Source organism: Caldimonas hydrothermalis, from assembly GCF_056746695.1.
This window is the reverse complement of sequence record NZ_JBWQXA010000006.1, coordinates 13,482-28,404: the sequence shown is the minus strand read 5'-3', so window position 1 is coordinate 28,404 and position 14,923 is coordinate 13,482. Positions and strand designations below refer to the sequence as shown.

15 protein-coding genes are annotated in these 14,923 nt (G+C 69.0%); 5 read left to right on the top strand and 10 right to left on the bottom strand.

The annotated features are described in order from the left end of the window. Positions 1–62: 62 nt before the first annotated feature. The 3 genes from AC1ECW_RS09210 to AC1ECW_RS09200 are packed head-to-tail and all read right to left on the bottom strand — an operon-like array spanning position 63 to position 2,638. A complete protein-coding gene (locus tag AC1ECW_RS09210) occupies positions 63–737 on the bottom strand; it encodes a response regulator (RefSeq protein WP_409704826.1) in 675 nt (224 codons plus the stop codon). A 27-nt stretch (positions 738–764) separates the two neighbouring features. Beyond that, entirely contained in the window at positions 765–1,652 is an 888-nt protein-coding gene (gluQRS, locus tag AC1ECW_RS09205; protein WP_409704824.1) for a tRNA glutamyl-Q(34) synthetase GluQRS, read from the bottom strand. After that, complete coding sequence (locus AC1ECW_RS09200) at positions 1,649–2,638, bottom strand: LysR substrate-binding domain-containing protein (RefSeq protein WP_409704822.1); 990 nt, start codon at positions 2,636–2,638, stop codon at positions 1,649–1,651. The genes gluQRS and AC1ECW_RS09200 overlap by 4 nt, the downstream gene beginning before the upstream one ends. Before the next feature lie 106 nt (positions 2,639–2,744). Between AC1ECW_RS09200 and AC1ECW_RS09195 the strand changes: the two genes are divergently transcribed. The 5 genes from AC1ECW_RS09195 (at position 2,745) to AC1ECW_RS09175 (ending at position 9,722) form a co-directional block, all read left to right on the top strand. Then, entirely contained in the window at positions 2,745–3,446 is a 702-nt protein-coding gene (locus AC1ECW_RS09195; RefSeq protein WP_409704820.1) for a pirin family protein, read from the top strand. A gap of 31 nt (positions 3,447–3,477) precedes the next feature. Then, complete coding sequence (locus tag AC1ECW_RS09190; protein WP_409704818.1) at positions 3,478–4,185, top strand: DUF599 domain-containing protein; 708 nt, start codon at positions 3,478–3,480, stop codon at positions 4,183–4,185. A gap of 125 nt (positions 4,186–4,310) precedes the next feature. Further along, entirely contained in the window at positions 4,311–7,811 is a 3,501-nt protein-coding gene (gene dnaE / locus AC1ECW_RS09185; protein ID WP_481201690.1) for a DNA polymerase III subunit alpha, read from the top strand. Positions 7,812–8,030: 219 nt separating this feature from the next. Continuing rightward, a complete protein-coding gene (locus tag AC1ECW_RS09180; protein WP_409704814.1) occupies positions 8,031–8,426 on the top strand; it encodes a hypothetical protein in 396 nt (131 codons plus the stop codon). Between the two features lie 84 nt (positions 8,427–8,510). Continuing rightward, positions 8,511–9,722, top strand: a complete 1,212-nt coding sequence (locus AC1ECW_RS09175) for a patatin-like phospholipase family protein (RefSeq protein ID WP_409704812.1) — start codon at positions 8,511–8,513, stop codon at positions 9,720–9,722. A 19-nt stretch (positions 9,723–9,741) separates the two neighbouring features. Here the strand turns inward: AC1ECW_RS09175 and AC1ECW_RS09170 are convergent, their stop codons facing one another. From AC1ECW_RS09170 to AC1ECW_RS09140, 7 genes are all read right to left on the bottom strand, one after another. Further along, positions 9,742–10,062, bottom strand: coding sequence for a ComEA family DNA-binding protein (locus AC1ECW_RS09170; RefSeq protein WP_409704810.1), 321 nt, complete (start codon positions 10,060–10,062; stop codon positions 9,742–9,744). 106 nt (positions 10,063–10,168) lie between these two features. Beyond that, positions 10,169–11,299: a hypothetical protein gene (locus tag AC1ECW_RS09165; protein ID WP_409704808.1), complete on the bottom strand. Its 1,131-nt coding sequence runs from the start codon at positions 11,297–11,299 to the stop codon at positions 10,169–10,171. After that, positions 11,287–12,147 carry a hypothetical protein gene (locus tag AC1ECW_RS09160; RefSeq protein WP_409704806.1) on the bottom strand — a complete coding sequence of 287 codons (861 nt, stop codon included), beginning with the start codon at positions 12,145–12,147 and terminating at the stop codon, positions 11,287–11,289. The genes AC1ECW_RS09165 and AC1ECW_RS09160 overlap by 13 nt, the downstream gene beginning before the upstream one ends. 64 nt (positions 12,148–12,211) lie before the next feature. Next, positions 12,212–12,970: a glycosyltransferase gene (locus AC1ECW_RS09155; RefSeq protein ID WP_409704804.1), complete on the bottom strand. Its 759-nt coding sequence runs from the start codon at positions 12,968–12,970 to the stop codon at positions 12,212–12,214. Next, entirely contained in the window at positions 12,967–14,124 is a 1,158-nt protein-coding gene (gene lapB, locus AC1ECW_RS09150; RefSeq protein ID WP_409704802.1) for a lipopolysaccharide assembly protein LapB, read from the bottom strand. The genes AC1ECW_RS09155 and lapB overlap by 4 nt, the downstream gene beginning before the upstream one ends. Beyond that, complete coding sequence (locus AC1ECW_RS09145; RefSeq protein WP_409704800.1) at positions 14,114–14,434, bottom strand: lipopolysaccharide assembly protein LapA domain-containing protein; 321 nt, start codon at positions 14,432–14,434, stop codon at positions 14,114–14,116. The genes lapB and AC1ECW_RS09145 overlap by 11 nt, the downstream gene beginning before the upstream one ends. Before the next feature lie 43 nt (positions 14,435–14,477). Then, positions 14,478–14,879, bottom strand: coding sequence for an integration host factor subunit beta (locus tag AC1ECW_RS09140; RefSeq protein WP_409704798.1), 402 nt, complete (start codon positions 14,877–14,879; stop codon positions 14,478–14,480). Positions 14,880–14,923: the final 44 nt, after the last annotated feature.

Sequence of the window (14,923 nt, the reverse complement as noted above, 5' to 3'; positions counted from 1 at the left end):
GATGAGCGCCAGGCCCGGCACCAGCCACCACAGCAGGGCCGACTTCAGACTGCGGGTCCGCTTCACGGCGAGTCGGCTTCCAGGCAGTACCCCAGGCCGCGCAGGGTCAGGATGTGCACGCCCTTGCCAGCCAGTTTCTTGCGCAGCCGGTGGATGTAGACCTCGACGGCTTCGAGGTTCACGTCGGCCTCGTCGGCGAACACCCGGTCGAGGATGTGCTGCTTGCTCAGCGGCTCGCCGCTTTTCTGGATCAGCGCACGCAACACGGCATGCTCGCGTGGTGACAACGACAGGCTTTCCGCACCCACGGTGAAGCGCTGGGTTGCGGGGTCGAAATGCAGCGGCCCGCAGGCCAGACGCGGGTGCTCCTTGCCGCGGGCGCGCCGCACCAAGGCCATCAGGCGTGCTTGGAGTTCCTCCACCATGAAGGGCTTGGGCAGGAAGTCGTCGGCGCCCTCGTGCAGGGTGCCCACGCGTTCGGCCAGCGAGTCGCGGGCGGTGAGCACCAACACCGGGGTGCGGTCGTCGCGCTCGCGCATGCGCGAGATCACGCCGTGGCCGTCCAGGCCAGGCAGGCCCAGGTCGAGCACCACGGCGTCGAAGCTTTCGGTGGCCAGGCGACGGTCGGCCAGCGCGCCATCGTCGGCCCAATCCACGACGATGCCAGCGTGCCGGGCCAGCGTCTTGGCCAGCCAGCGGGCCAGCTCGGGTTCGTCTTCCACCAGCAGGATGCGCATGGGGGGTGTCTCCTGCGCCGCAGTGTGTCACAGCCAGCGCGCACGCCAGGCGGCCACCAGGGCCGCCAGCAGGCCGCCCAGGTCCTGCCCTGGGGCGGCCAGGCCCAGCACTGAGGCGGCCGTACGCACTGCGGCCAGCGGGTCGCGCGTGTCCAGTGCTGGTGCGCCGGTCTGTTTCGAGAGCTTTTCGCCGCCGGGCCCCAGCACCAGCGGTGTGTGCAGATAGCGCGGGGTGGGCAGCCCTAGCAGGCGCTGCAGGTGGATCTGGCGGGCCGTGTTGTCGGCCAAGTCCTCGCCGCGCACGATGTGGGTGATGCCCTGCTCGCCGTCGTCCACCACGACGGCGAGCTGGTAGGCCCACAGGCCGTCGGCGCGCCGCAGCACGAAGTCGCCCACGGCGGTGCTCAGGTCCTGGTGCTGGGGGCCCAGCCGGCGGTCGGTCCAGTCGATCGCCACCGCAAGGCCGTCGGCGTGCGTCGTGCGCAACCGCCAGGCGCGCGCCGGCTTGCCGGCCAGGCCGGTGCGACAGGTGCCCGGGTAGACGCGCTCGCCGTGGCGTGCGTGCACGACGCCCTGCGCTGCCAGGGCGCGTTCGATGTCCTTGCGGCTGCAGCCGCAGGGGTAGGCCCAGCCAGCGGCTTTCAGCCGATCGAGGGCCCGCTCGTAAAGGGCCTGGCGTTGCGATTGCCACACCGGCGGCTCATCGGGCACCAGGCCGCAGCGGGCGAGCTGTTCGAGGATGAACCGGTCGGCGCCGGGCACGCAGCGAGGCGTGTCCACGTCCTCGATGCGCACGAGCCAGCGCCCGCCGTGGGCACGGGCGTCGAGCCAGCTCGCCAAGGCGGCCACCAACGAGCCGGCATGCAAGGGGCCGGTGGGCGAGGGCGCGAAGCGCCCGACATAGGGGGCGCTCATGCGAGCGCAGGCCCGCGGCTGTGGCGCTCCAGCAAGGCGGTGCGCGTGGCCGGCCGGTCGAGTTGCTCCAGCCACCATCGCAGCCCCAGGCCGAGGCCCTGACGGTTGGAGGGGTCGGAACCGTTGCCCGGCGGGCAGCGCCAGGCGTAGTACATCGGCGCGGGCTGGCGCGGACGCGCGACGGCCTTGGCCACCAGGCGGCCGACCTCGACATGCGCGCGCACCAGGCCGCGCGGCAGGAAGCCGCAGCCCAGCCCGCGCAGGATGGCCTCGAGCTTGGCCGGCACGCTGGGCACGGTGAGCACGTCCTGGCCGGGCAGCAGGTTGAGCGTCATCGCGGCCAGGCGCTGGGCCGTGTCCGCCACGGCCACGGCGCGGTGGCGTTCCAGCAGGGCGTCAGCGATCGGTTCGGCCTCGCGCGCCAGGGGGTGGTGCGGGGCCACGACGAAGTCCATGTCCAGATGGCCCAGCGGCAGCACGGCGATGCCCGTGATCGGCGGGGGCTCGCCCGTCACGCCCAGCGCGAGGTCGGCCTGGCCGTGGACCAGGGCTTCCCAGGTGCCGGCCAGCACCTCGCTGCGCAGGCGCAGCCGGGGGCCCGGGCCTGCGGGCGGGTTGAGCGCATAGAAGGCCTCGCACAGCTCGAAGACCGTCAGGCTGGACAGGATGCTGTCCACCGCAATGCTCAGCTGGGTCTCCCAGCCCGAGGCCACGCGGCGTACGCGGTGGGCCACCGCGTCCATGGCCTGCAGCAGCCGCCGCCCTTCGGCGAGCAGCTCCTGGCCGGCGGCGGTGAGCTGGGCCTGGCGTGAGCGGCGGTCGAAGAGCAGCACGTCCAGCGCCTGCTCGAGCTGGCGCACGCTGTAGGTCAGCGCCGAGGGCACCTTGCCGAGTTCCCGCGCAGCCGCGGCAAAGCTGCCGCTGCGCGCGATCACGTCGATCATGGTCAGCGCTTCCGGGGTGAGGGCGTTGCGGCGGTCGCTCATCGGCGGGTTCAAATGCTTCGAATGATGCCATCAAGGCCGCAGGGCTGATCGGCCCGGTCCTGTTCCCACAATGGAGAGGCACGAACCGACAGGAATAGAGGCTCTCATGTTCACCCTGCGCAGATCCGCCGAACGGGGCCATGCCGACCACGGCTGGCTCAACAGCTACCACAGCTTTTCGTTTGCCGACTACCATGACCCGGCCCACATGGGCTTTGGCAACCTGCGCGTGATCAACGAGGACCGCATCGCGCCGGGCACGGGCTTCGGCACGCACGGGCACCGCGACATGGAGATCATCTCCTACGTGCTCGAAGGCGAGCTCGCGCACCGCGACAGCATCGGCAACGGGGCGTTCATCCGCCCCGGTGAGGTGCAGCGCATGAGCGCCGGCCGCGGCATCCTGCACAGCGAGTACAACCACGCGCCGGCAACCACCACGCACTTCCTGCAGATCTGGATCCTGCCCGACGAGCGTGGCCTCGAGCCGAGCTACGAGCAAAAGATGTTCCCGGCTGAGGACAAACGCGGCCGCCTGCGCTTGGCAGCCTCGCCCGATGCGCGCGAGGGGTCGGTGAAGCTCAACGCCGATGCGTCGATGTACGTGGGCCTGTTCGATGGCGCCGAGCGTGCCGAACTCGCGCTGGACCGCCGGCGCCTGACCTACGTGCACCTGGCGCGCGGAGAACTGCACGTCAACGGCCACACGCTGCATGCCGGGGATGCCGCCAAGCTGGTCGAGGAGGACCGGCTGGTGCTTGAGCAGGGTCGCGATGCCGAGGTGCTGGTGTTCGACCTGGCGCCGTGACGCCGTCGTGCCCTTGGCTACAGTGCGGTCCATGAACGCTGCCGTCGAAATCATCACCCTGCTGCCCTGGACCGACTGGCTGGCCCTGGGCTGGTTCTTTGCGGCCTGGGTGGCCTACGCTTTGTTCGCCCGTCACCGCGGCCAGACCGAGATGACCGTGCTGGGCGTGACCAACCGGCTGCGCCGGCAGTGGATGCTGCAGACCACCCATCGCGACGTGCGCGTGATCGACGGCATCGTGATCCAGAGCCTGTCGAGCAGCCCGTCCTTCTTCGCGTCCACCACCATCCTGATCATCGGCGGCTTGCTGGCCGTGCTGGGCACCAGCGAGAAGGCCACCGAGCTCGTGGCCGAGATCCCCTTTGCGGCGCGCACCTCGGTGCTGGTGTTCGACCTCAAGGTGCTGGTGCTCACAGGCGTCTTCGTGTTCGCCTTTTTCCGCTTCACCTGGTCGCTGCGGCAGTACACCTTCGGGGCGCTGATGATCGCGTCGGCGCCGGACTACCGTGTGTTCGACAGGGGGGAAGCCTCGCGCGAAGAGTTTGCCGATCGCGCCGGTCGTGTCGTGGGTCTGGCGGCCGAGACCTTCAACGATGGCCTGCGTGCCTACTACATGGCCTTCGCGCTGATCGGCTGGTTCTTCTCGCCGTTGGTGTTCGCGGTGCTCACCGCCGGCGTGATCTGGGTCTTGTACCAGCGCGAGTTCCGTTCGGACGTGCTGGCCGTGCTCAAGTCCTGAGTGAGCGGGTGCTTGCCTGCAGGTGCCCGCCGTCACGGAGTGCCGCCTCAGCGACCCGCTGACACGTTCTGGGCCGGCACTCACAGCGCCGCAGGGTGGGCACTCGGCTGCCTAAAATGACCCGCATGGCCTTCATCCACCTGCGCACCCACACCGAATACTCCGTCGTCGATGGCACCTTGCGGGTCGACGACATGGTCCAGGCGGCCGCGGCCGATGGTCAGGCTGCCCTGGCAATCACCGATCTGTCCAATCTGTTTGGCGCGATCAAGTTCTACAAGGCTGCACGCGATGCGGGGGTCAAGCCCCTGATCGGGGCCGATGTCTGGATGGAGCCGCCACCGGGTGCCGGCAGCGACCGCCAGCCCAGCCGCCTGCTGCTGCTGATCCAGAACCGCCAGGGCTACCTTAACCTGTGCGAGCTGCTCGCACGCGGCTGGACCCGCAATGTGCAGCGCGCCCAGGCCTGGCTGCGCTGGGAGTGGCTCGAGTCCCTGGGCGAAGGCCTCATCGTGCTGTCGGGCGCCGACCAAGGCCTGGTCGGCCAGGCCCTGCTGGCCGGCGACCGGCCGCGGGCGAAAGCGGCCGCGCAGCGCTTGGCCGCGTTGTTCCCCGAGCGCTTCTACCTCGAACTGCAGCGCGCCGGCCTGCCCAGCCACGAGGCCCATGTGCGCGCGGCGGTGCCCCTGGCAGCCGAACTGGGCCTGCCGGTGGTGGCCACGCACCCGGTGCAGTTCCAGACCCCGGAGGATTTCGAAGCCCACGAGGCGCGCGTGTGCATCGCCGAAGGCGAGACCCTGACCAACCCGCGGCGCATCAAGCGCTTCACGCGCGAGCAGTACTTCAAGACCCAGGCCGAGATGGAGGCCTTGTTCGCCGACATTCCCTCGGCCCTGGCTAACTCGGTCGAAATCGCCAAGCGCTGCAACTTGAGCCTGGTGCTGGGCAAGCCGCAATTGCCCAACTTCCCGATTCCCCAGGGGCTGACGATGGAGCAGTACTTCCGCCAAGTCTCGCTCCAGGGGCTGGACGAGCGGCTGGCCCACCTCTACCCCGAGACGGCCGAACGCGAGCGGCAACGCCCCGCCTACGTGCAACGGCTCGACTTCGAGATCGACACGATCCTGAAGATGGGCTTTCCGGGTTACTTCCTCATCGTGGCCGATTTCATCAACTGGGCCAAGAGCCACGGCTGCCCGGTGGGCCCGGGCCGCGGCTCGGGGGCGGGTTCGCTCGTGGCCTATGCGCTGAGAATCACCGACCTCGACCCGCTGCGCTACAACCTGCTGTTCGAACGCTTCCTGAACCCCGAGCGCGTGTCGATGCCCGACTTCGACATCGACTTCTGCCAGGCCAACCGCGACCGTGTCATCGACTACGTGAAGGAGCGCTACGGCCGCGAGGCGGTGTCGCAGATCGCCACCTTCGGCACCATGGCTGCCAAGGCCGCGCTGCGCGACGTGGGCCGCGTGCTGGGCATGGGCTATGGCCATGTGGACGGCATCGCCAAGCTCGTGCCGGCGCCGCCGGGCAAGACGGTCACGCTCAAGCGCCCCGGCGACACACCCGACCCGGGCCTGATCTATGCCCGCAAGGAGGCGCCCGAGATCGAGGAGCGCGAGAAGAACGAAGAAGAAGTGGCCGAGCTGCTGGCCCTGGCCGAACGGGTCGAAGGCCTGGTGCGCAACATCGGCATGCATGCCGGCGGCGTGCTGATCGCCCCTGGCAAGATCACCGACTTCTGCCCGCTGTACATGCAGCCCGGCAGCGACGCGGCCGTCTCGCAGTACGACAAGGACGATGTCGAGGCCATCGGCCTGGTCAAGTTCGACTTCCTGGGCCTGGCCACGCTCACCATCCTGGAGATGGCCAAGGAATTCATCGTCGCGCGCCATCCCGACCAGAAGGACTTCGACTTCGCCAAGATCCCGCTGGACGACAAGGCGGCTTACGAGCTGCTCTCCGAAGGCAAGACGGTGGCGGTGTTCCAGTTGGAATCGCGTGGCATGCAGGGCATGCTGCGCGACGCCAAGCCCAGCGTCTTCGAGGACATCATCGCGCTGGTGGCGCTGTACCGTCCCGGGCCGATGGACCTGATTCCCTCCTTTTGCGCCCGCAAGCACGGGCGCGAGCCGGTGGAATATCCCCATCCGCTGATGGAGGGCGTGCTCAAGGAGACCTACGGCATCATGGTCTACCAGGAGCAGGTGATGCAGGTGGCCCAGATCGTCGGCGGCTACTCGCTCGGCGGTGCCGACCTGCTGCGCCGCGCCATGGGCAAGAAAAAGCCCGAGGAGATGGCCAAGCATCGCGTCATCTTTGCCGAGGGCGCGGCGAAGAACGGCATCGATGCGGCCAAGGCCAACGAGATCTTCGACCTGATGGAGAAATTCGCAGGCTATGGCTTCAACAAGTCGCATGCCGCGGCTTATGCCCTGCTGGCCTACCACACGGCCTGGCTGAAGGTGCACTACCCGGCCGAGTTCTTCGCCGCCAACATGAGCGTGTCCATCGACGACACCGACAAGCTCAAGATCTTCTTCGACGACGCGGTGCAAAACTTCGGCATCACCTTCGAGCGGCCCGACGTCAACACCGGCACCTACCGCTTCGAGCCTACCGGCGAGCGTACCGTGCGCTACGGCCTGGGCGCCATCAAGGGCACCGGCCAGGGCGCGATCGAGGCCATCGTGCAGGCGCGCGAGGCGGGCGGGCGCTTCAAGAGCTTCTTCGACTTCTGCGCTCGCGTGGACCGCTCGCGCATCAACAAGCGTGTGGTCGAGGCGCTCATCAAGGCGGGCGCCTTCGATGCTCTGGAGCCCAACCGTGCCGCCCTGCTGGCCAGCGTCTCGCTGGGCTTCGAATACGCCGACACCCAGGCGGCGCATGCCGATCAGGGCGGCCTGTTCGACTTCGGCGACACCCATGGTTCGTCCACCCAGGAACCCGACCTCGTGGCCGCCGAGCCCTGGAGCATCAAGGCCCGCCTGATGCACGAAAAGCCGGCCATCGGCTTTTACCTCTCGGGCCATCTCTTCGACGAATACGCCCCCGAAGTGCGCCGCTTCGTGCGGCTGCGTGTCGCCGACCTGGTCGACAGCCGCGAACCGCAACTGCTCGCGGGCATCGTCAGCGAGCTGCGCGTGGTCAACGGCCAGCGCGGCCGCGTGGCCATCTTCAAGCTCGACGACAAGACGGACGTCATCGAGGCCGTGGCCAACGAAGATCTGCTGGAGGCCCATCGCGACTGGTTGAAGGACGACGAACTGCTCATCGTGCAGGGCAAGGTCCAGCCCGACCGGTTCTCAGGCGGGCTGCGCCTGAACGTGCAGCAGGTCTGGGATCTGGCGGCCGCACGCTGCCGCTTCGGCCGCTACCTGCGCGTGGCCGTCAACGGCCAGGCCCTGCCGGTGCGCGAGCTGCTGCAGGCCTACCCGCCGCGGCGCGTGCTCACCGAGCACGGCGAGCTCCTGCAGGGCCTGGGCGTGCGCCTGGCCGTGCACCGGCCTCAAGCCTATGGCGAGGTCGACCTCGGCGAAGCCGCGCGTTTCTACCCCAGCGACGAGGCCCTGGACCACTGGCGCCGCGGCGCCCATGAGGGGCAGGCCAGCATCGTCTACGAATGAGCGTCCAACGAAGAAACGCCTACATTTGTAACGAATCGTTGCGAATCGTTGTGCTTTGAGGGCCGGACGCCACAGGTTCGGCCTCACTCTGTCAGAAATTGACGGACATCTGGCGATTCTTCCCATTTTCTGGGCCGATTTCTCGCTAGCATGAGGGCCCATGAACCACAAAGGAGCCGTCCGGCCGGTTCGGCCCCAGGCTCCAAGGAGTCGTTCCTCATGAAAGCTCGTCATGGCCTGGTGGCCGCCGTCTTCGCCGCTGCGCCCGTCTTGGCTGCAGCCAACACCAGTGTGGGGGTGTCGGTCAGCATCCACGAGCCGGGCTTTTATGGCCGCATCGACATCGGCCATGCCCCGCCGCCGGCGGTGATCTATCCGCAGCCGGTCATCATCGCCCCGCCGGCCGTGGTGGTGCATCAGCGGCCCGTCTATATGCGCGTGCCGCCCGGGCATGCGAAGGACTGGGGCAAGCACTGCCACAAGTACAACGCCTGCAGCACGCCGGTTTACTTCGTCAAATATGACGAGGACCGCGAGCGCCGCTACTGGGAAGAGAAGAAGAAGCACAAGGGCGGCCACGGGCGGCCCGACCACCCCGGCCGCGGCCGCGACTGAGCCCCGTCTTCGAAGTCAAGTGCCCGGCACCGGCCGCCGGCCGCGGCCTGCACGCCCCGGTGGGGCCGCCCTACACTGCGGCGCATGAGTCAAGCGTCCCTGGCCGGCCTGGTGCTGATGGGCGGCGGTGCCCGAGCGGCCTATCAGGTCGGCGTGCTCCAAGCCATGGCAGGCCTGCTGCGCGAACACCGGGCTCCCCGCGGCAATCCGTTTCCCGTGCTGGTCGGCACCTCGGCCGGCGCGATCAACGGTGCCGCGCTGGCCTGCGGGGCCGCGGATTTCGTCGCGGCGGCCGAAGAACTGGCGGCGATGTGGTCGGGCCTGCGGGTCGAGCACATCTACCGGGCCGATTCCCTGGGCGTCATCCGCAGCGGGGCGCGCTGGCTGACCCTGCTCTCGCTGGGCTGGCTGCTGGCCCGCTGGTGGCGCCACCGCCCCCGCTCGTTGCTGGACAACCGCCCGCTGGCCGAACTGCTGCATCGCACGCTGGACCTGCGCCGCATCGACTGGGCCTTGCGCCATCACCACCTGCAGGCCCTGGCCGTGACGGCTTCGAGCTATTCCTCGGGCCAGCATGTCACCTTCTACCAGGCGCTCAGCCCGACCGAGCCCTGGTCCCGGTCACAGCGCCTGGCCGAGCGCACCCGCCTCACCCACGAGCACCTGCTCGCCTCGGCGGCCATTCCCTTCGTGTTTCCCGCCGTGCCGCTGCAGGTGCAGGGGCAGCAGGAATATTTCGGCGACGGCTCGATGCGCCAGACCGCACCGATCTCGCCGGCCGTGCACCTCGGGGCGCAGCGCATCCTCGTGATCGGTGCGGGTCGCCTGCAGGAGCCGCCGGGCCCGCGTGCCGTCTCGGGCAGCTACCCGTCGCTCGCCCAGATCGCCGGCCATGCGCTGTCGAACATCTTCCTCGATGCGCTGGCAGTGGACGTGGAACGTGCGCGGCGGATCAACCACACGCTGTCGCTGCTGGGCCCGGAGGCTCGGGATCGCACCAGCCTGCGCCCGCTGGACCTGCTGGTGATTGCCCCGAGTCAGCGCCTGGACGATCTGGCCGCCCGCCATGTCGGAGAACTGCCCTCCACGATCCGTGCACTGTTGCGCGCGCTGGGCGTGAGCAGTGAGCGGCAGGCTTCCGGCGAGGGTGCGGCATTGGCCAGCTACCTGCTGTTCGAGCCCGGCTATGTGCACGCGCTGATGGAGCTGGGCCGCCAGGACACGCTGGCCCGCCGCACCGAGGTCGAGCATTTCCTTGGGCTGTCGGACGCACAGTCTCCGAGGGCCGTGGCCTGAAGCCGGCCGATGGACCGGGCTAACGCGCCGGCGGGTTGAGGCTGCGCCCAGTGGCCTGATGCTGCGCCAGGCTCACACCATTGACCGTCAGTCCCTGGGCCGAAAAGCTGCGGGCCGTGCGCTCGCCCACACCGGGCATGCGGTCGATGAAGTCGTCCCAGTCGCGAAACGGCGAACGGCGCCGTTCCGTGACGATGCGCTCGGCCATCTTCGGCCCGATGCCCTTGACCAACTGCAACCGGGTGGCATCGACCCGGTTGACGTCGCCCACGGCCTGGGCCACGGGGGAAAGCAGGAGCAGCCACAGCGCCACCAGGGCGCCTGTCCAGCATGTGCGCATGAAGTCCTCCTGGATGCTTGTTGACGCAGCCGGTCTGGGCCGGCGTGCGCGTTGAAGTCTAGGCAGGAGGCGGCGCTTTTGCCTTCCCTCCAAGGGGGGGCAATGGTCAGCGATCCGGGGTCCGGGTCAGCCAGCGGGCCACGCCGTCGGCGTCGCTGACGGCGTGGATGTTCAGCGCCTGCAGCAGGCGGGCGTCCCATTGGTCGCCGTGACGGCTGGTATGGACCAGTGCCACCGTCCGTGCGGAAGGCAGCAGCAAGGCAGCCGTCAGCAGGCTCGTGCTCATGCCGGCGATCACCAGCAGGCGGTGGCCACGGCACAGCAGGTAGGCCATCTCCACCGGCAGCACGCGAGGCACTTCCCGGGTGCCGGGCGAACGGGCGAGGCCCAGGTAATCAGCCTGCGTCTCACGAGGGTGGTACTTGTAGGCGAAGCCGATGCCGGCGTTGCACAACGCCTGGACACAGCCTTGCACCAGTTCCACATAGTGCGGGTTGCGCTGGGCATAGGTCGAGTGATTGAGCGTCAGCAGGGCTCCGCAATCGTCCAGTGCGGCCGGATCCCAGTCCAACCGCCTGCAGAAGTCCTGGGCCAGATGACGCAGGCAGGGCGCGCCGAGCCCTGCGGCGGGGAAAGGTCGTACGGCTCGGGTGCGCAATTCGGGCCGAAGCAGGTCGGGGTGCAAGGCCAGGAACTCCTGCACCAGGGGGTGGGTGCCCAGCACCCGCACGTCACACCATTGCGGCCCCATGCGCAGCTTCTGCCGCCACCGCGTCACCATGCCCAGCCGGCGATACACATAGCCGGTGTAGGCCTGCGCGCCGTCCTCGGCGCACACGCGTCTGGCGGCCGGGAAACTGCCGGCCGCTTCGATGAGCACACGCTGCCCGGCGTCCTGGCGGTCGTTGAAGACGGTCACGGAGGTCGGCTGCCAGCGCTGCACGGCCTGTGCCAGTTCAGCATCCAGGTCGCGCCAAGCCCGACGGCGTGTCGGCCCGCCGGGGACATGGCGGGGCTCCAGCGTGATCGTCTGCTCGAAGGGGGTCTGTGACCAGGCTTGCAGGGCCTGCCCGAAGAGCGCGGGATCCTGCAGATCGGGCAGGAACAGCAGGCAGGACCGTGCCTGGTCATCGCACCGTGCCTGCTCGGCCAGAGCCGAAGCCAGCAGAAGCTGGAGGCTGCTGCGAACGAGGTACAAAGGCCGGGCCTGTGCCGGCGGCTCGTTCAGCGGGGACATCCCCGGTACCCTGCACGCCCGAGCCGCTCGAAGACATCCGGCCGCACGTCCTGCGACGCCACGGCCTGGCGCAGGAAATCCTCGGTGAGCACGCCCTTTTCCAGACCTTCCCTGAGCAGATCGAAAAAGAAGGCTTCCTGATGGGGATCGGGGTGGGGCAGGTAGCGGCGGCGCGGACGCAAAAGCCCCCGGTCGCGGAGCCAGCGGCGCAGCCGGCCGGCCAGTCCCTGGAAGTTCGTGTTGAAGTCCACCGGCAGGCCGGTCTTCCAGGGCTGCGTCAACCGCTCCGTCATGTGCAACAGGCGCGTGTGCGGGGTCAGCTTGTCGAAGGAGTTCCACTCCTCGGGCAGTTCACCGATCGTGGAGGGGTCCTGGTGGGCGAGCTGGATCCAGGGCTTGTAGTCGAGGCGGCCGCCGAACATCGCGTCGATCTCCTCGTCCCAGCGCCAGTCGGTCAATTTGGCACAGTCGAGCAGCATGACGCTGGTCGCCCATTTCCCCGGCCCTCCACCCTGACTGGCGGGCAGATTGCGGCACATGACAGCCTTGCCCTGCATGTCACAGGTGAGCAGTTCATAGACGTCTCCGCCAGCGGAGAACACGTCAGGGTCGGTGACCAGCGCCCGCCCCTGGTACCCCATCAGTTGGGGCACCAGGCGTCGCAGCGGGCTGAACGACTGCAGGTCGTCGTTGTGCCAGACGGCCATCTTCCCCATCCTCAGATAGCGCTGACCCTCGCGCCGATGGAGGTGAGGCGTTTCCTCCAGGCGCAGCAGTTTCACCTCGAAACGCTCGGGACTTGCGCTGCGCGATCGAAAGGAATGCGCCGCCAGCAGGGCGCCGAGCATCTGCTGGTCGTTGGTGTGGACGAAGACGGTCGGTTGGTTCATGGCAGACAGGGCAAGGGGGTGGTCACTCCCGCCAGTGCTCGGCCACCCAGGGCGCGGGGCGGGCGTAGCGGCGCCAGCGCCAAGGGGTGCCCACGACGGCGTCGGGCGGGTTGATCGTGCCGTGGAACACCAGCACCCGCGCGTTGGCCGGAGCACGCGGCTCGCGCCAGTAGTTGCCGGGCCACGGCGGCAGGCAATGGTATTTGTAGCTCGCACACCACTCGCTCGGCCAGTAGGCCAGCAGGCCACGCTCGTGCAGGTAGGCCGAGAGATAGGCCTGCTCGTTGCGGTAGCGCCGGCGGATCTCCGCCTGGTGGGCCCGGAAGTGGGACAGCACCCCTCCCAGCCGGCCGAGGCGGAAGCGGTAGACCGAGGAATTCCCGGTGATGCGCCAGGGGCGCTTCCAGTCGTGGATGATCAGGAATTCGCCCGGATGCTCGAAGAAAGCGTCGAGCGAGCCCACGATCACGACATCGACGTCCAGGAACAAGGCCGTGCCCTTCAGGCCGTGCAGGTCGGGTTCGAAGGTCGTGAGCTTCTTCCAGCCGCGTTCGGGGATGCCTTCGGGCAGCGCAAGGTCCGGGATGGGGTGGCATTCCACCTCGGCCCGCAGACCCCGGGTGTCGTCGGTGAGGCAGACGAAGCGGAAGTCCCCGCTCAGGTGGCGGCGTACCATGCCGTAGAGGCGGTTGACGTACTCAGGGCCGTACTTCGTGCCCCACTTCATGCACAGGACCACGCGGTCCGATTCGCTCGGGGCGGGGCGAAAGGCGTCACTCATAGCTCGTCCACGTGGCGCGGCGGGTAGCTGTCCCAGTTCTGGCAGCCCGGGCATTGCCAGAAGTAGTGCTGGGCCTCGAAGCCGCAGGCGGCGCAGCGGTAGCGCTGCAGCGGACGGGCTGCGGCCGCCAGCACCTGGTGCACCGACTGCAGTTCCTGCCGGCTCAGCACCTCGTGCTGATGCAGGCATTCGTCGAGCAGGCCGACCACCGCGCTCACCGAGGCCTGACGCTCCAGGTGGTCGGCGAGCCGCCGGCGCCGCGCCGCAGGGTCGGCGTCGAGCTGCAGCAGGGCACGCAGCAGTTCCGTGCCGGGTTGCTGGGCATACAGCGCCTGCAATCGCTCCAGGGCCTGCGCAGCCTGACCGGCGGCCTGGGCGCTGGTCGCATAGGCCTGGGCCACCAGCGCGAAGCGGGCCGGCTGCACCGCCATCAGCTCCCCCCAGGTGGCCAGGGCCTCGTCGTGCCGGCCCTGGCGGGCCAGCCGTTGACCTTGCATGACGATCGGCCGGGCGGCCTGTGCAGCGGCCTGACGAGCCCGCACCAGGGCCTGCTCGGCGGCGGCGGTGTCCCCGCGCGCATCGGCTTCGTGGGCCAGCTCGCAATGGTAGTGGGCGATGCGCTCAGCAAAGGAGCCCGCTCCGGCCGCCTCGAGCTTGCCGGCCGTCTCGATGGCCGCCGGCCAGTCGCGCGAGCGTTCGTACAGCGTCAGCAGGGCCAACCGGGCTTCGGTGGCGAAGGCGGTGGATTCGAGCGCCCGGTAGGCCGCCTCGGCCCGGTCGAACAGCCCGGCCTTCAGGAAGTCCTGCGCCAGGGCGTGCTGGGCGCGCTCGCGCTCGGCACGGGGCAGGTCGCCGCGGCTGAGCAGGTGTTCGTGCACGCGCACGGCCCGCTCGTACTCCCCGCGGCGGCGGAAGAGGTTGCCCAGGGCGAAATGCAGGTCGGAGGTGTCCGGGTCATGCTGCACGGCCTCGATGAAGGCATCGATGGCCTTGTCCTGCTGCTCGTTGAGCAGCAGGTTGAGCCCCTTGAAATAGGCCTTGGGCGAGGACTGCTGTTCTCGGCGCCACTGACGCAGGTCCAGGCGCGAGGCCCACCAGCCCAGGCCGAAGGCCAGGGGCAGGCCCAGCAGCAGCCACTGGAAATCAAACTCCATCGCGCGGCGGATGGCTCAGCGCCAGGCCCTCGGCCGTGGCGGACGGCGCGGGTGCGGGCGAGGGGGGCGGCTCGGCGGCCATAGGACGGGGGGCACGTGCCGCCCGGCGCTGGCGCCACCAGCTCGGCACCATTGCCAAAACACCGAACACGCAGCCCAGCACGAAAGCGGCCAGCACGACGAGCACCATCGGGGCCCGCGTCTCGTGGCCGAAGAACCATTTCAGGTCCACCTCGTGCTGGTTGTTGAGCGCGAAGGCGAACAGGACGAAGAAGAGGAAGGCTCGGAACAGCCAGGTCAGGGCTCGCATCGGCGGGATTCTATCGGCGCGCGATGGGGCCGTGGCGGCTGGCTCAGTCGGCGCCAGGGTCCTGCACGCCCGCCGCATCGGTTGCTGCGTCGACGGGCTGGCGGTCGACGGCCTCGCGCAGGGCTTTGCCGGGTTTGAAGTGGGGCACGAGCTTCTCGGGAATCAGCACCTGCTCGCCCGAGCGCGGGTTGCGGCCCATGCGCGGCGGGCGGCGGTTGATCGAGAAGCTGCCGAAGCCGCGGATCTCGATGCGGTGGCCGCGCGCCAGGGCCTCGGCCATGGCGTCGAGCATGGTCTTGACCGCAAACTCGGTGTCGCGATGGGTGAGCTGGCCGAAGCGCTCGGCAAGCTGGTTCACGAGGTCGGATCGGGTCATGGTGCGCTCGTCGTCGGTGCAGATGGCACGAGGCTGGGATGAGGAGCCGCTTCGTTGGCGGCTGCTCATCGCAACCCCGCGGGGTTGCGCGAGGCGCCCGGGCCGGCAGGCCA

Coding starts and splice junctions, on each gene's coding strand:
- AC1ECW_RS09210 (WP_409704826.1), bottom strand. CDS start 737: ATGCGCATCCTGCTGGTGGAAGACGAACCCGAGCTGGCCCGCTGGCTG.
- gluQRS (WP_409704824.1), bottom strand. CDS start 1,652: ATGAGCGCCCCCTATGTCGGGCGCTTCGCGCCCTCGCCCACCGGCCCC.
- AC1ECW_RS09200 (WP_409704822.1), bottom strand. CDS start 2,638: ATGAGCGACCGCCGCAACGCCCTCACCCCGGAAGCGCTGACCATGATC.
- AC1ECW_RS09195 (WP_409704820.1), top strand. CDS start 2,745: ATGTTCACCCTGCGCAGATCCGCCGAACGGGGCCATGCCGACCACGGC.
- AC1ECW_RS09190 (WP_409704818.1), top strand. CDS start 3,478: ATGAACGCTGCCGTCGAAATCATCACCCTGCTGCCCTGGACCGACTGG.
- dnaE (WP_481201690.1), top strand. CDS start 4,311: ATGGCCTTCATCCACCTGCGCACCCACACCGAATACTCCGTCGTCGAT.
- AC1ECW_RS09180 (WP_409704814.1), top strand. CDS start 8,031: ATGAAAGCTCGTCATGGCCTGGTGGCCGCCGTCTTCGCCGCTGCGCCC.
- AC1ECW_RS09175 (WP_409704812.1), top strand. CDS start 8,511: ATGAGTCAAGCGTCCCTGGCCGGCCTGGTGCTGATGGGCGGCGGTGCC.
- AC1ECW_RS09170 (WP_409704810.1), bottom strand. CDS start 10,062: ATGCGCACATGCTGGACAGGCGCCCTGGTGGCGCTGTGGCTGCTCCTG.
- AC1ECW_RS09165 (WP_409704808.1), bottom strand. CDS start 11,299: ATGTCCCCGCTGAACGAGCCGCCGGCACAGGCCCGGCCTTTGTACCTC.
- AC1ECW_RS09160 (WP_409704806.1), bottom strand. CDS start 12,147: ATGCTCGGCGCCCTGCTGGCGGCGCATTCCTTTCGATCGCGCAGCGCA.
- AC1ECW_RS09155 (WP_409704804.1), bottom strand. CDS start 12,970: ATGAGTGACGCCTTTCGCCCCGCCCCGAGCGAATCGGACCGCGTGGTC.
- lapB (WP_409704802.1), bottom strand. CDS start 14,124: ATGGAGTTTGATTTCCAGTGGCTGCTGCTGGGCCTGCCCCTGGCCTTC.
- AC1ECW_RS09145 (WP_409704800.1), bottom strand. CDS start 14,434: ATGCGAGCCCTGACCTGGCTGTTCCGAGCCTTCCTCTTCTTCGTCCTG.
- AC1ECW_RS09140 (WP_409704798.1), bottom strand. CDS start 14,879: ATGAGCAGCCGCCAACGAAGCGGCTCCTCATCCCAGCCTCGTGCCATC.